This window comes from Sinorhizobium fredii USDA 257 (genome assembly GCF_000265205.3).
GTDB lineage: Bacteria > Pseudomonadota > Alphaproteobacteria > Rhizobiales > Rhizobiaceae > Sinorhizobium > Sinorhizobium fredii_B.
Map to the genome: position 1 here is coordinate 694,312 of NC_018000.1, position 13,549 is coordinate 707,860.

Here is a 13,549-nt window from a genome sequence, read left to right on the forward strand (position 1 = left end):
CGCCGTCCTTCGCCAAACATGCGCCTGGGTCGTTCGAGGGTTCTTGCGCCGGCGATCGCCGAAGCAAAGCGCAATCAGGCCCGGTGAGGATCAGGCCGTCAGAGCCTCAGACCACTCGGCGAGTGCCGCGATGACGCCCGGCAGGGCGGCCATCCGCGAGACGACGGTCTCGGCGCCGGCCTCCGTCAGCTTGTCGGCATGCGACGGATAGGTGTGCGAGCCGCCCGTGAAACCGACGACGCGCATGCCTGCGGCGCTGGCCGCATGGACACCATGCACCGAATCCTCGATGACGAGAACGCGTGCCGGATCGACGCCGAACTGGGCGGCGCCATGCAGAAAGATATCCGGCTTCGGCTTGACCCGGTCGGGGCCGAGATCGCGCGCCGAATAGATGTGCTTGCCGAAATGCTCCTGAATGCCGACCTTGCCGAGCATCGTCGCGAGCCGCGCCGAGGTCGAGTTCGAGCAGATGCAGTGCGGCAGCGCCAGCTGCAGCAGCACGGGCTTGACGCCGTCGATGATCTTGACGTCGCGGGCGAGCCGCTGGTCGAGAATGGTGTCGACGCGGTCGATCAACGAAGCGGAAAGCGGGATGCTGGCTTCCTTCTCGATTGCCAGCAGCGTGTCGCGCCAGGTCATGCCGGCGAAGCGCTCGCTCATTTCTTCGACGCTGATCGGGTAACCGGCCTCGGTCAGGAGTCCTGCCTCGACTTCCGAGGCGATGATTTCCGAATCGACGAGAACGCCGTCGCAGTCGAAGATGATGAGGTCAAATCCAGTCATTTTGCGTCCTTGGGAGAGGGGCGCCGCTGGCAGGGGAGGGGTCTGGTGCGGCGGGAAAATTGGATCCCGGCAGATTTATACGATGGCAGATCAAAGCTCAACCTTTGGAAATCGTCTTGCGCAGGTTGCGCCTTGCTCGACAGGCCCGGGCAGCACCTCTATCTGTAGTGCATGACAAAGGAACATGACGACACACTTGCAAGCCGGATCAGCCGGGCGCTTGCCGAGAGGATCATCTCCGGCGCCCTGTCACCGGGCGAGCGGTTGCGTCAGGACCATGTCGCCGAGGAATTCGGCGCCAGTCACGTGCCCGTGCGCGAAGCCTTCCGGCGCCTGGAGGCGCAAGGCCTTGCCGTCAGCGAACCGCGCCGCGGCGTGCGCGTCGCCTCCTTCGATCTCAAGGAGGTGCGCGAGGTTGCCGAGATGCGCGCGGCGCTGGAGGTGCTTGCGCTCCGCCATGCCATACCTCACCTGGCGCCCGCCATTCTCGATCGGGCCGAAGCGGCAACGGTTGCGGCGGACAAATCGCGCGACGTGCGCAGCTGGGAGGCAGCAAATCGCGCTTTCCACCGGCTGATCCTCGAGCCCTGCGCCATGCCGCGCCTGCTTGCCGCCATCGACGATCTTCATGCGGCGAGCGCCCGTTTCCTCTTCTCCGCCTGGCGCTCCAGTTGGGAGGCCCGCACCGATCACGACCACCGCGCAATTCTTGCGGCCCTGCGTCAGGGAAGGGGCGAGGAGGCCGCCTCGATACTCGAGCGCCATGTCGGCTGGATCGGCAAGACGCCGGTCAAGACCGCGGGCGGGGAAGTCCGCGACGCCTTTTCTATCGTCGGGTAGCCGCAATCTGTCGTAAACTCCGAATGAGCAAGTTCGTAAGCGGTGAGACCTGCCAATGGTTCGCCTGCGCGGCCATCATCTTCTGTGTCTGCTGACCTTCGTAGGTGAAGGCTATACGCCCGCATTCACTCGCAACTATCTCCGGATCGCCGGCCGCCTTTCGTCCGGCGAGGCGATCGAAATCGTCGAGGGGCCGGACGATATCTGCGCGCCCATGCTGGATGTGCGCGAAGCCCATTGCCGGAACGACAGCGTTCTTGATCGTGACGGGAAGGCCCTTGCTGCCGTCACCGACCTTCTTGGCATTTCGTTGAAAGCCGGCTCGGTACTTGTTCTTGACGGCGATCGCCTGGAGCGCATGCGTGCCTCGTTCGCAGTCGGCACCGTCCGGACCGCCTGCGAGGATTGCGAATGGTCGCCGCTATGCACGCGCATTGCGCGCGACGGCTTCGGCGGCACGCTTGTCCAGGCCAAGCCGTCATCCACCGCGAAACGGCTATAGCGGAAAAAGCGCGAGGAAGGCCTCTTCGCCCCTCTCTGTGAAGCGGATGGCGCGGCTGTCCTTCTCGCGTTTCGCCCAGCCCCTGTCGGTGAAAAGCGTGAGCAGTGCCTCGCCGAGCGAGCCGGCGAGATGCGAACGGCGTTCGCTCCAGTCGAGGCAGGTTCGGCAGATCGGCCGGCGGGATTTCTTGAGTGCCGCATAGTCGATGCCAAGTGCCTCCATTCGGGTGCGGCCGGCATCGGTCAGCGCGAGGTCGTCACCGCCAGCCATCTCGATCTCACGGGCCGCAATCAGGCTGTCCAACATGCGTACGCCGTAGTCGCCGGCGAGATGGTTGTAGCACACGCGCGCCTTACGCAGCGCCGGGTCTCTCGGGCCCGGCCGGTGGCGCGTCAGACCGCGGCTCGCGGCAAAGCCCATGAGGCTTTCGAGCATCAGCCCCACTTCGTCTTCGCTCAAGGCGTAATAACGGTGCCGGCCTTGCTTGCGCTGCGTGACCAGCCCGCCTGCCTCGAGCTTGGCGAGATGCGAGCTAGCGGTCTGCAGCGTGATGCCGGCCACACCTGCAAGCTCCGTCGGCGTTAGCGCCTGACCGCCCATGAGCGCCGTCAGCATGTTGGCGCGCGCAGGATCGCCGATCAGCGATCCGATCAGGGCTATATCCGGACCTTCCTTCATAGTTCGATCGTAATCGAAGCATCGCTGACGGGCAAGCGGGCATAATGGCGCCGATCAACAAGGAGAAAGCCATGATCACCTGCTTCATTCGCTACGAGATCGATCCGTTCCGAAAGGAAGATTTCGCCACCTATGCCCGCAATTGGGGTAAGGCTATTCCACGCTCAGGCGCCGATCTCATCGGCTATTTCGGCCCGCACGAAGGCTCGGCAACGACCGCCTACGGCGTCTACAATATCGAAAGCCTCGCCGCCTACGAGGCCTATCGGGCGCGTCTTGCCGCCGATCCGCTTGGGCGTGAGAATTACGAGTTTGCTCGCCGTGAGCGTTTCATCCTCAAGGAGGACCGTATCTTCCTGAAAAACGTCTCCCTGCCACTGGCAAAGGAATGATGCGATGATTGCGGTGATCTTCGAAGTCCTGCCGGCTGACGGCAAGCGCGGCACCTATCTCGGGCTCGCCGCCGACCTGCGTCCGCTTCTGGACGGGATCGACGGCTTCATCTCAATCGAGCGGTTCCAGAGCCTTGCCGATCCGAACAAACTCTTGTCGCTCTCCTTCTGGCGCGACGAGGCGGCGGTGAAGGCGTGGCGTAACGGCGCCGAGCATCGCGCGGCGCAGGCTGCGGGGCGGAATGGCGTTTTCGCCGACTATCGCCTCAGGATCGCCGCGGTCGTCCGGGACTACGGTCTTGACGATCGTGAGGAGGTGCCGGCGGACAGCCGGCAATGGCACGACAAGGACCGTGCCGCCTGAACGAGGGCGGCACCTGCAGCGACGCGAACTTTTCCGGACAGCCTTCAGGCTTTGGTAACCATCTTCGGTAACCATGAGTGCTATAGTCAGTCCCGAGTAAGCGTATTTGCGAGTTGCCCATGTCTTCAGTTGTTTCGCTTGCCGAAATCTCCCGTGCCGCCCGTCCGCTGAGCTGGCTGGACAGCATCATCAAGGGGGATTGCGTGGCCGCGCTGAACGCGCTTCCCGACAATTCGGTCGACGTCGTCTTCGCCGATCCGCCCTACAATCTCCAACTCGGCGGCATGCTGCACCGGCCCGACCAGTCGCTGGTCGATGCGGTCGATGACGAATGGGACCAGTTCGCCTCCTTCGAGGCTTATGATGCCTTCACCCGCGCCTGGCTGCTGGCCTGCCGCCGCGTCCTGAAGCCGACCGGCACGCTTTGGGTGATCGGCTCCTATCACAATATCTTCCGGGTCGGCGCGATCTTGCAGGACCTGCATTTCTGGATCTTGAACGACGTCATCTGGCGCAAGACCAACCCGATGCCGAACTTCAAGGGCCGCCGCTTCCAGAACGCCCATGAGACGCTGATCTGGGCGACGCCGAATGCCAAGGCGAAGGGCTACACCTTCAACTACGAAGCGATGAAGGCCGCCAACGACGATATCCAGATGCGCTCCGACTGGTTGTTCCCGATCTGCTCCGGCTCCGAGCGCCTGAGGGGCGATGACGGCAAGAAGGTGCATCCGACCCAGAAGCCGGAAGCGCTGCTCGCCCGCATCCTGATGGCCTCGACCAAACCCGGCGACGTGGTGCTCGATCCCTTCTTCGGCTCCGGCACCACCGGCGCCGTCGCCAAGCGCCTCGGCCGCCATTTCGTCGGCATCGAGCGCGAGCAGGACTATATCGATGCGGCCGCCGAACGCATCGCCGCGGTCGAACCGCTCGGCAAGGCGACGCTTTCCGTCATGACCGGCAAGAAAGCCGAGCCGCGCGTGGCTTTCAACACGCTCGTCGAAAGCGGGTTGATCAAGCCCGGCACGGTGCTGACGGACGCCAAGCGCCGCTATAGCGCGATCGTCCGCGCCGACGGCACGTTGGCTTCCGGCGGCGAGGCCGGATCGATCCACCGCCTCGGCGCCAAGGTCCAGGGCCTCGACGCCTGCAACGGATGGACCTTCTGGCATTTCGAAGAAGGGAAGACCTTGAAGCCGATCGACGAACTCAGATCCGTCATTCGAAATGACCTGGCAAAACTGAACTGATCAACCAGTTCCGCCTGGGTCTTCGAAAAGCGCTCCGCCCGGTTTTGTACCTTCAGTCCCGGAAGGAGAGCTTTAAACGCCCGGAATCCGTGAGGATTCCGGGCGTTTGTATGAGAAAGCCCCGCCGTGTTCAAGCGGCAGGGCTTAGCATCGGATGTGAAGCGTCAGAGGAAGAAGTCGTCGACCCTCAGGCTGGTGACGCCATTGACCTTGATCTGGAAGTCGGCATAGCCGTCGCCATTGACGTCGCCGGACAGGACGCCGGAGCGGAAGTTCAACTGGCCGGCGTCGCCCGAAAAGGCGCTGCCGCCGATGAAGGTGAATTTCTGATTGCCGCTCCAGGTCGTGTCCGCGTCGATCGTCGAAAGGTCGATGACGTCAAATTCGGAACGGTGGAAATCGGTGATCACATCGCGGCGGGAACCGACGGCCGATTCGCCGATCGCGTTGAAATCGAAACTGTCGATGCCGGTGCCGCCGACCAGATAGTCGAAGCCGGTGCCGCCGCGCAGGATGTCGGCACCCGAACCGCCATAGAGGTCGTCGTCGCCGCTGCCGCCGTCGAGGAAATCGTCGCCGCCAAGACCTTCGAGAATGTCGTGGCCACCAAGCCCGCGCAGCGTGTTAGCGACCGAGCTGCCGGTGATGTCGTCATGGCCGTAATTGGTGCCCGTGGCATTCTCGATGCTGATCAGGTCCTCGCGCCGGCCGGTGCCGGTGGTCGCGTATTTGTAGCCGAGGTCGATCGTGACGCCTTTGCCGCGCTCCGAACTCCAGTCGTCCTGGAACTGATAGCTGATCGAGTCGATGCCGGTGCCGCCGTTGAAATAGTTGTTGAAGCCGGCCGAGAGGAAGGTGTCGTTGCCGCTCTCGCCGTAATAGTCGCTGGCATAGCCGTCGATCTCGAAGCGGTCGTTGCCGCTGCCGCCGTAGACGACGTCGTAGGAGCTCGTATCGCGTGACCGGATGTCGGCGACATATATGTCGTTGCCGGCGCCCATGTAGATGTCGTTGCCGCCTTCGTAGGAGTTCACCACGAGGTCGTTGCCATAGCCCGCGTCGACAAAGTTGTAGCCGCCGTAGCTGTCGGTCCTGTTCAGGTAGATGTCATCGTCGCCGTCATAGGCATGGATCTCGACCGAGATATAGCCGTTCTGCTTGAGGATATCGGCGAAGTTCGTACCGTAGATGCGCGTTACCATTGCTAGACCTTTTCAGGGAAGGCGTTGAAATCTAACGCGGATCATGGAGTAAGGAAGCTGAATGGCGGGTGAACCGATTGCGGCGTTTTCGTGAATTCACCGAGCCCGTTCGATGCGAAAATCACGCGATCAGGCCGGTGTCGCCACTGCCGGACCGAGGTCATCAAGATCAGCCAACGGTTGCACGCCATAAGCGGCGAGATCGATTCTCAGCCTTTGGGCATCGGTGAAATGTACGGCATGCCAGCCGGCGGCCCGGGCGCCTTCCACATTGGCCAGGCTGTCGTCGATGAAGATCGTCGCGGCGGGCTCCAGGCCGTAGGTCCGGGCGTGAGTCCTGTAGATCTCGATGTCCGGCTTGATCAGGCCGACGTCGCCGGAAACCGTCACGCCGCGCGGCAGGGTGAGGAACGGAAAGCGCTTCTGCGCCTCGCGAAACGTGTCGGAGGCGAAATTGGTGAGCATCGTCACGTCGCGCCCCTCGGCGATCAGCCTTTCCATCAGTGCGACGCTGTCTCCATAGGCATGCGACACCATTTCGTGCCAGTGCCGCCTGAAGGCGCGAATCTGCTCTTCCCGCTCCGGGTGATCCCGGATCAAGAGCGTCTCGGCTTCCTCCCAGGAACGGCCGCGATCCTGTTCGATATTCCAGTCGTGGGTGCAGACATTGGTGAAGAACCAGCGGCGCTCCGCTTCGTCCGGGATGATCCGGGAGTAGGGGATCTGAGGATCGTAATGGATAAGAACCTTGCCGATGTCGAAAACGATGTGGCGGATGTCGACGCTGCTCATGGGCTATTCCTGAATGACTATGAAAACCGAGCGACCGGCAGGTGAGGTGCCCTGCATTACACCGCTTTGAACGCATGCGGTATAGCCTGCGCGATTGCTTTTTTCATGACGGTCGGCAGCGCCTGCGCCTTCAGCGACGCGATCGGCTCCCACCAGCCCTCGGCGCACGCCCCGGCCTGCGCGACTTTGGCGCGGTAGACCGAGAGGCGCAGCTCGAAATGCGTGAAGACATGGGTGACCGTGCCGCAGGCCTCCCAGGCCGCCGTGAAGGGTTGCGCCTCGATTGAGGTCTCGCCGTCGCGGCGTGCGGTCCAATCGGTGCCCGGCACCTCGGTCATGCCGCCGAGGAGGCCCGTCTCGGCGCGCTTGCGCAGATAGACGGCATCGGCCTTGTCGATCGCCACGAAAGCGGCGCCGAGGCGCAGCGGCCTTTCCTTCTTCGCCGCCTTTCGCGGAAATGTTTCCGGGTCGGCGACAGCGAGCGCAAGACAGCTTGCGCGGAAGGGACAGAGCGCGCAGGCCGGCCGCTTCGGCGTGCAGATCGTCGCACCGAGATCCATCATCGCCTGCGCGAAATCGCCGGGCCGGTCATGGGGCGTTAGTTCCGAGACAAGCCGTCGCATGTCCGGCTTGGCCGCGGGCAGCGGCGTTTCGATCGCGAAAAGGCGGGAGATCACCCGCTCGACATTGCCGTCGAGCACGGCGCTCTGCCGATTGAAGGCGATCGCCGCGATCGCGGCAGCCGTATAGTCGCCGATGCCGGGGAGTAACCTTAACCCCTCTTCGGTATCCGGGAAGCGGCCGCCATGCTCGCGCGCCACCGCCTCGGCGCATTTCTTCAGATTGCGCGCCCGGGCATAGTAGCCGAGGCCGGCCCAGGCCTTCATCACGTCTTCGGCCTCGGCCGCGGCAAGGTCTTCCACCGTCGGCCAGAGCGTCAGAAACTTGTCGAAATAGGCCTTGACCGCCTGCACCGTGGTCTGTTGCAGCATGACTTCGGAGAGCCAGACATGGTAGGGGTCGGCAACGGCGCCGCGAGCGGCCATCGACGGCGAGACACGCCAAGGCAGATCGCGGTGATGGCGGTCGTACCAGTCGAGCAGGAGGGGGGCGGCCTCGGTCGCCTTCAAGCTGTTCAGCGTCATTTGCCGGGGAGTCCTTTTCTGGCCTATACTTGGCCGACGCCCGCCCGAGCTTCAAGGCTCGATCGAAGTTGCGAACAGAAAGTCGTTCCGGTGAGTCAACAGAAGTCCCGCAAGGGCGTCGTCCAGATCAGCGAGGTTGCAAACGGACTGATCGATCCGGTGCTGGCCAAGCGCGCCGGCATCAACACGATGCTGCTTGGCTCCTGGGACGAGATCGCCGGCGCGGAATTTGCCGATTGCACGCGGCCGGAAAAGATCGCCTGGCCGCGCCGCGCCTCCGAAATCGGTAGCGATGGCGGCTACCAGCCCGGCGTGCTGACGGTCGCCTGTGAGGGCGCCAGGGCACTCTTCCTCACCCATGCCCAGGGCGAACTGATCCAGCGCATCAACGGCTTCTTCGGCTTCTATGCGATCGGCCAGCTGCGCATCGTCCAGAAGCCGGTCGCGGCTCCGCCCAAGCCCTACCGACGGCCGCGCCCGCTGACCGGCGAACCGGCCCGCCGGCTCGACACCATGGTCGAAGGCATCGAGAGCGAGGCGCTGAGGGCGGCGCTGAAGCGGCTCGGCACGGCCGTAATGTCTGAGCGCCGGAAGTAATTCACCATCAGGTGGTCACATTTCTTTGAATTCAGTTGAGAAACCACCCCTTGCCGCCTTGCGCGCGGCAAGTTATCGAAATCGCACTCCAGTTTTCCCCTCCTAGAACACGGGTCGAATTCATGTCCGCTTCCGAACTGAGCCTTCCGAAACGCCTCCTCAGCGGTGCAGCTGTCGCGGCGATCGCCCTCGTGCTCGCAGCCTGCAGCGACGAACAGAAGGAGGCGGCTTCCAAGGCGCCGACCGAAACGTCGGCGAGTGCGGATGCAACAACCACCGGCTCCACCAATACGGCGCCGGCTGTTAATCCGGCGAAGCCCGCCGGCACCGAAATGGCGCAGGCCGCCGCTCCGGCCGCCAAGGCCGAGCTGCCGCAGGCGGAAGGCAGCGTCGACGTCACGAAGCTGATGGAGCCGGGGGCACTGCCGGAAATGGCGCTGGGCGAGGCCAATGCGCCGGTGACGATCGTCGAATACATGTCGATGACCTGCCCGCACTGCGCCAACTTCCACAACAAGACCTTCGATGCCATCAAGGCGAAATATGTCGACAGCGGCAAGGTGCGCTTCATCGTCCGCGAGTTCCCGTTCGATCCACGCGCCGCGGCGGCCTTCATGCTGGCGCGCTGCGCACCGGAAGGACAGTATTTCCCGATGATCTCCATGCTGTTCAAGCAGCAGGAACAATGGGCCGCCGCGGAAAACGGCCGCGATGCGCTGTTGCAGATGTCGAAACTGGCCGGTTTTACACAGGAGAGCTTCGAGGCCTGCTTGACGAACCAAAAACTTCTGGATGATGTGAACGCAGTCATGCAGCGCGGCGCCAAGGAGTTCGGAGTGAAGTCGACACCGACCTTTTTCGTGAATGGCGAGCACTATTCGGGGGACATGTCGGTTGACGTTCTGTCGGCCCTCATCGACAGCAAGCTCTGATCCATCGCTTTTTCTGACAACGGGCGACGGCGGCGGCCGTGCGCCCGTTTTTTCCATGCCCTACAGGGTGAGGTCTCGTCATGCCTCACGCTGACGTCATTCCGAAAACCCGCGCCAATGCACGTCGTATGCGGGCCTCAATGGCTGGGGCCGAGCTGAAGCTCTGGAACGAATTGCGCGCTCATCGACTGATGGGTCTTGGTTTTCGCCGCCAGGTTCCCATCGCGGGCTACATCGACAATGTATGCGAGCACATCGTGCGGGTGATCGGGAAGGGGGCTTTCGAGTGAGGCGCTCGTGGCTCACCCCCCTCTGCCCTGCCGGGCATCTCCCCCGCAAGGGGGGAGATTCGCAAGCGGTGATGTTCCGGTCGACCAAATACCTTTCGCTTGGATCGACGGCGTCTGCGACCTTAATGTCGCGGAAAGCCGTGCTTCTTGCCGATCTCCCCCCTTGTGGGGGAGATGCCCGGCAGGGCAGAGGGGGGCACTCGCTGTCCACCCCAGTGTCCCGCCCATGAAATTCAACAAGCTTCGCCTGCTCGGCTTCAAGTCCTTCGTCGAACCGACAGAATTCATCATCGAGCGCGGCTTAACCGGCGTCGTCGGCCCGAATGGCTGCGGCAAGTCGAATCTCGTCGAGGCGCTACGCTGGGTGATGGGGGAGAACTCCTACAAGAACATGCGCGCCTCCGGCATGGACGACGTGATCTTTTCCGGATCGGGCAACCGGCCGGCGCGCAACACTGCAGAGGTGGGTCTCTATCTCGACAATGGCGACCGCACCGCGCCGGCCGCCTTCAACGACAGCGACGAAATCCAGGTGACGCGCCGCATCGAGCGCGAGCAGGGTTCGGTCTACCGGATCAACGGCAAGGAGGCGCGGGCCAAGGACGTCCAGCTGCTCTTCGCCGACGCGTCGACCGGCGCCCGTTCGCCGTCGATGGTCGGGCAGGGACGGATCGGCGAGCTGATCGCCGCAAAGCCCCAGGCACGCCGGCAATTGCTCGAAGAGGCGGCCGGCATTTCCGGCCTGCACTCGCGCCGCCATGAGGCCGAACTACGGCTGAAGGGGGCAGAGACCAATCTCGAACGGCTCGACGACGTCACCTCGCAGCTCGAAAGCCAGATCGAAAGCCTGAAGCGCCAGTCGCGCCAGGCCAACCGCTTCAAGATGCTGTCGGCGGAAATCCGCCGGCACGAGGCGATCCTGTTCCACATTCGCTGGGTACAGGCGAAGGAAGCGGAAGCCGAGGCGTCAAGTCAGCTGAACCAGATCACCGCGCTCGTTGCCGAGAAGGCGCAGGCGCAGATGGAGGCGGCCAAGCACCAGGCGATCGCCAGCCTCAAGCTGCCGGAACTGCGCGAGAACGAGGCGAAGCACGCAGCAGCGCTGCAGCGCCTGCAGATCGCCCGTGCGCAGCTCGAGGAGGATGCGGGGCGCATCCTGCGCCGTCGCGACGAATTGCAGCGGCGGCTTTCGCAGCTTGCCGAGGATATCGCCCGCGAGGAGCGGCTCATCGCCGACAATGCCGGCATTCTCGCCCGCCTCGACCAGGAGGAAGATGACCTCAGGGAGGCTCTTGCGGAGGCGGACGATCGCGCCGCGGAGGCGCGCGACAAGCTGGAGGAAGCCAATGAAAGGCTTTCTGGCAGTGAGGCGGATCTGGCCCGGCTGACCGCCGAGCGCGCCGAAGCGCAAGCGGCGCGCAATCAGCTCGACAGGACGCTGCGCGATCTCTCCGAGCGGCAGGGCCGCCTTGCCCGTCAGCTCGCCGAGCAGGCGCGCGACCTCGAAGGCCTCGATCGCCAGATGGCAGCACTCCCCGACCCGCACGAGAAGCAGGGACAGGTGGAGGCGGCGGAAGCGGCGCTGGAGGAGGCCGAGGCGGTGGTGGTCTCCGTCGAGGAGAGCCTTGCCGAAGCGCGAGCCGAGGAAGCGGCCACTCGCGCTCCCGTCGATCAGGCACGGGCACGGCTGAACGGTATCGAGACGGAGGCCCGGACGATTCGCCGGATGCTTGAGGCCACCGGCACCAGCACCTATCCGGCGGTCGTCGAGGACATCAAAGTCGAGCGCGGCTTCGAGACGGCGCTTGGCGCCGCATTGGGCGATGACCTCGATTCGCCGCTGGAGCAGGCGGCAGCCTCCCACTGGCGCATGCCCGGCGACCACGCGGACGATCCTGCCTTGCCCGCGGGCGCGGTGCCGTTGAGCGATTATGTCAGCGCCCCTGAGGCGCTCGGGCGCACGCTCCGCCAGATCGGCATCGTCGAAAGCGAGACGGAGGCCGAGCGCTTGCTGCCGCTCTTGAAGTCCGGCCAGCGGCTGGTGACGAAGGAAGGCGCGGTCTGGCGGTGGGATGGTCACGTGACCGGATCGGAGGCGCCGAGCGCCGCTGCCCTCAGGCTCGCCCAGAAGAACCGCCTTTCCGAGCTCGAGGCGGAGGCCGAGGATGCAGCCGTGGCCTTGCGCCAGGCGGAGGCGGATCTCGCCGCCGCCAGCGCGCGCATTCGCGCCGAGGACGAGCGGCTCCGCCTGTCGCGCGATGCCCAGAGGATGATTTCCAGGCAGCTCGCGGAGGCGCGCGACGCTCTTGCGGCAGCCGAACGCGCCTCGGGCGACCTCGCCCGCCGCCGCGCCGTGCTCGCCGAGACGAAGCTTCAACTCGAGGCCCAGGTCGAAGAGGTGGCCGAGCAAATCGAGGCGGCGAACGATGCGCTGGCCGAGGCGCCCGACCTCTCGGAACTCGAGTTGCGGCTGCGCACCCGGACGGCGGACGTTGCTGCGGACCGTGCCGCGGTCGCCGAAGTGCGTGCGGCGCATGATGGTCTCGCCCGCGAAAACGAGGCGCGTCTGCGCCGGCTCACGGCAATTGCCGGGGAACGCGAGACCTGGCGGGCGCGCGCGGCGAGCGCCGAGGAGCACATCGCCACGCTCCGCGACCGCGAGGCGGAGGCGCGCGAGGAGGTCGAGGAACTTATCGACGCGCCCGACGAGTTCGAGGAGAAGCGTCGCGCCCTGATGAACGAATTGCAGAAGGCGGAGACGGCGCGCCGGCAGGCGGCCGACGTCCTCGCGGAGGCGGAGACCCGCCAGCGTGAAGCCGATCGCCTCGCGGCGACGGCGCTTTCGGAGCTTGCCGAAGGGCGCGAGAAGCGCGGCCGGGCCGAGGAGCGGCTCGTCTCGGCGCGCGAACGGCGCGTCGAGATCGAGGCCCGCATCCTGGAGGCGCTTTCCTGTGCACCACACGACGCGATGCGCCTGACGGGACTGGCCGTCGACGCGGTGCTGCCCGACATGCGCACCATCGAGCGGGAACTCGAGCGGCTGAAGATCGAGCGGGAGCGCCTCGGCGCCGTCAACCTGCGGGCTGACGAGGAACAAAAGGAGCTTTCCGAACGGCTGGCGGCGCTCCTCAAGGAGCGCGACGACGTCATCGAGGCGATCCGCAAGCTGAGGAGCGCCATCCAGAATCTCAATCGCGAGGGGCGTGAACGGCTGATTGCCGCCTTCGACGTGGTCAATGTCCAGTTCCAGCGGCTCTTCACCCACCTCTTCGGCGGCGGCACGGCGGAGCTGCAGCTGATCGAGAGCGACGATCCGCTCGAGGCCGGTCTCGAAATCCTCGCCCGACCGCCCGGCAAGAAGCCGCAGACGATGACGCTGCTTTCCGGCGGCGAGCAGGCGCTGACGGCGATGGCGCTGATCTTCGCCGTCTTCCTCACCAATCCGGCACCGATCTGCGTGCTCGACGAAGTCGATGCACCGCTCGACGATCATAATGTCGAGCGCTATTGCAACCTGATGGATGAAATGGCGGCCTCGACCCAGACGCGCTTCATCATCATCACCCATAACCCGATCACCATGGCCCGCATGAACCGCCTGTTCGGCGTCACCATGGCCGAACAGGGTGTGTCGCAGCTCGTCTCCGTCGATCTGCAGACGGCCGAGCGCCTGCGCGAAGCAGTCTGACAGCCGCGATCCTTCGAAAATTAGGCATCCGACCACGCGCCGCTGCATTTTTGATGCACTGCAGCAAAAATCTTCGCCGAGTGCATTTTCA

The 13,549-nt window shown here is 64.4% G+C and carries 14 protein-coding genes; 9 read left to right on the forward strand and 5 right to left on the reverse strand.

The genetic code is table 11. The annotated features are described in order from the left end of the window. Positions 1–90 precede the first annotated feature (90 nt). Positions 91–786, reverse strand: a complete 696-nt coding sequence (locus USDA257_RS03150) for an HAD family hydrolase (RefSeq protein ID WP_014761431.1) — start codon at positions 784–786, stop codon at positions 91–93. Between the two features lie 171 nt (positions 787–957). On the opposite strand from USDA257_RS03150, the gene USDA257_RS03155 reads away from it, so the two are divergent. Continuing rightward, positions 958–1,626, forward strand: a complete 669-nt coding sequence (locus USDA257_RS03155; protein WP_014761432.1) for a GntR family transcriptional regulator — start codon at positions 958–960, stop codon at positions 1,624–1,626. Between the two features lie 55 nt (positions 1,627–1,681). Continuing rightward, positions 1,682–2,128, forward strand: coding sequence for a DUF1284 domain-containing protein (locus USDA257_RS03160; RefSeq protein ID WP_014761433.1), 447 nt, complete (start codon positions 1,682–1,684; stop codon positions 2,126–2,128). On the opposite strand, the gene USDA257_RS03165 is transcribed toward USDA257_RS03160, so the two are convergent. Further along, the gene (locus USDA257_RS03165; RefSeq protein WP_014761434.1) at positions 2,123–2,806 is read right to left on the reverse strand and encodes a winged helix-turn-helix domain-containing protein; all 684 of its coding nucleotides are present in this window, start codon (positions 2,804–2,806) and stop codon (positions 2,123–2,125) included. The two genes, USDA257_RS03160 and USDA257_RS03165, sit on opposite strands and share 6 nt — an antisense overlap. A gap of 71 nt (positions 2,807–2,877) precedes the next feature. Here USDA257_RS03165 and USDA257_RS03170 point away from each other — a divergent pair, with 71 nt between their 5' ends. The 3 genes from USDA257_RS03170 to USDA257_RS03180 all read left to right on the forward strand — a co-directional run bounded on the left by USDA257_RS03170 (position 2,878) and on the right by USDA257_RS03180 (position 4,812). After that, positions 2,878–3,198 carry an NIPSNAP family protein gene (locus USDA257_RS03170; RefSeq protein ID WP_014761435.1) on the forward strand — a complete coding sequence of 107 codons (321 nt, stop codon included), beginning with the start codon at positions 2,878–2,880 and terminating at the stop codon, positions 3,196–3,198. 4 nt (positions 3,199–3,202) lie between these two features. Further along, entirely contained in the window at positions 3,203–3,562 is a 360-nt protein-coding gene (locus USDA257_RS03175; protein ID WP_014761436.1) for an antibiotic biosynthesis monooxygenase family protein, read from the forward strand. 119 nt (positions 3,563–3,681) lie between these two features. Beyond that, on the forward strand, positions 3,682–4,812 hold the full coding sequence (locus USDA257_RS03180; protein WP_014761437.1) for a site-specific DNA-methyltransferase: 1,131 nt from the start codon (positions 3,682–3,684) through the stop codon (positions 4,810–4,812). Positions 4,813–4,976: 164 nt separating this feature from the next. Here the strand turns inward: USDA257_RS03180 and USDA257_RS03185 are convergent, their stop codons facing one another. The 3 genes from USDA257_RS03185 to mutY form a co-directional block, all read right to left on the reverse strand. Then, complete coding sequence (locus USDA257_RS03185) at positions 4,977–6,014, reverse strand: calcium-binding protein (RefSeq protein WP_014761438.1); 1,038 nt, start codon at positions 6,012–6,014, stop codon at positions 4,977–4,979. Positions 6,015–6,143: 129 nt separating this feature from the next. Then, complete coding sequence (locus USDA257_RS03190; RefSeq protein ID WP_014761439.1) at positions 6,144–6,806, reverse strand: HAD family hydrolase; 663 nt, start codon at positions 6,804–6,806, stop codon at positions 6,144–6,146. Between the two features lie 56 nt (positions 6,807–6,862). Continuing rightward, the gene (mutY, locus tag USDA257_RS03195) at positions 6,863–7,951 is read right to left on the reverse strand and encodes an A/G-specific adenine glycosylase (RefSeq protein WP_014761440.1); all 1,089 of its coding nucleotides are present in this window, start codon (positions 7,949–7,951) and stop codon (positions 6,863–6,865) included. Between the two features lie 90 nt (positions 7,952–8,041). On the opposite strand from mutY, the gene USDA257_RS03200 reads away from it, so the two are divergent. The 4 genes from USDA257_RS03200 (at position 8,042) to USDA257_RS03215 (ending at position 13,458) form a co-directional block, all read left to right on the forward strand. Beyond that, positions 8,042–8,548: a DUF721 domain-containing protein gene (locus USDA257_RS03200; RefSeq protein WP_041413880.1), complete on the forward strand. Its 507-nt coding sequence runs from the start codon at positions 8,042–8,044 to the stop codon at positions 8,546–8,548. A gap of 122 nt (positions 8,549–8,670) precedes the next feature. Next, positions 8,671–9,480, forward strand: coding sequence for a DsbA family protein (locus USDA257_RS03205; protein ID WP_014761441.1), 810 nt, complete (start codon positions 8,671–8,673; stop codon positions 9,478–9,480). Between the two features lie 80 nt (positions 9,481–9,560). Beyond that, on the forward strand, positions 9,561–9,770 hold the full coding sequence (locus USDA257_RS03210) for a DUF559 domain-containing protein (RefSeq protein ID WP_014761442.1): 210 nt from the start codon (positions 9,561–9,563) through the stop codon (positions 9,768–9,770). Positions 9,771–9,996: 226 nt separating this feature from the next. Next, a complete protein-coding gene (locus tag USDA257_RS03215; protein ID WP_014761443.1) occupies positions 9,997–13,458 on the forward strand; it encodes a chromosome segregation SMC family protein in 3,462 nt (1,153 codons plus the stop codon). Positions 13,459–13,549: the final 91 nt, after the last annotated feature.

Coding starts and splice junctions, on each gene's coding strand:
- USDA257_RS03215 (WP_014761443.1), top strand. CDS start 9,997: ATGAAATTCAACAAGCTTCGCCTGCTCGGCTTCAAGTCCTTCGTCGAA.
- USDA257_RS03155 (WP_014761432.1), top strand. CDS start 958: ATGACAAAGGAACATGACGACACACTTGCAAGCCGGATCAGCCGGGCG.
- mutY (WP_014761440.1), bottom strand. CDS start 7,951: ATGACGCTGAACAGCTTGAAGGCGACCGAGGCCGCCCCCCTCCTGCTC.
- USDA257_RS03160 (WP_014761433.1), top strand. CDS start 1,682: ATGGTTCGCCTGCGCGGCCATCATCTTCTGTGTCTGCTGACCTTCGTA.
- USDA257_RS03190 (WP_014761439.1), bottom strand. CDS start 6,806: ATGAGCAGCGTCGACATCCGCCACATCGTTTTCGACATCGGCAAGGTT.
- USDA257_RS03170 (WP_014761435.1), top strand. CDS start 2,878: ATGATCACCTGCTTCATTCGCTACGAGATCGATCCGTTCCGAAAGGAA.
- USDA257_RS03185 (WP_014761438.1), bottom strand. CDS start 6,014: ATGGTAACGCGCATCTACGGTACGAACTTCGCCGATATCCTCAAGCAG.
- USDA257_RS03165 (WP_014761434.1), bottom strand. CDS start 2,806: ATGAAGGAAGGTCCGGATATAGCCCTGATCGGATCGCTGATCGGCGAT.
- USDA257_RS03175 (WP_014761436.1), top strand. CDS start 3,203: ATGATTGCGGTGATCTTCGAAGTCCTGCCGGCTGACGGCAAGCGCGGC.
- USDA257_RS03205 (WP_014761441.1), top strand. CDS start 8,671: ATGTCCGCTTCCGAACTGAGCCTTCCGAAACGCCTCCTCAGCGGTGCA.
- USDA257_RS03210 (WP_014761442.1), top strand. CDS start 9,561: ATGCCTCACGCTGACGTCATTCCGAAAACCCGCGCCAATGCACGTCGT.
- USDA257_RS03150 (WP_014761431.1), bottom strand. CDS start 786: ATGACTGGATTTGACCTCATCATCTTCGACTGCGACGGCGTTCTCGTC.
- USDA257_RS03180 (WP_014761437.1), top strand. CDS start 3,682: ATGTCTTCAGTTGTTTCGCTTGCCGAAATCTCCCGTGCCGCCCGTCCG.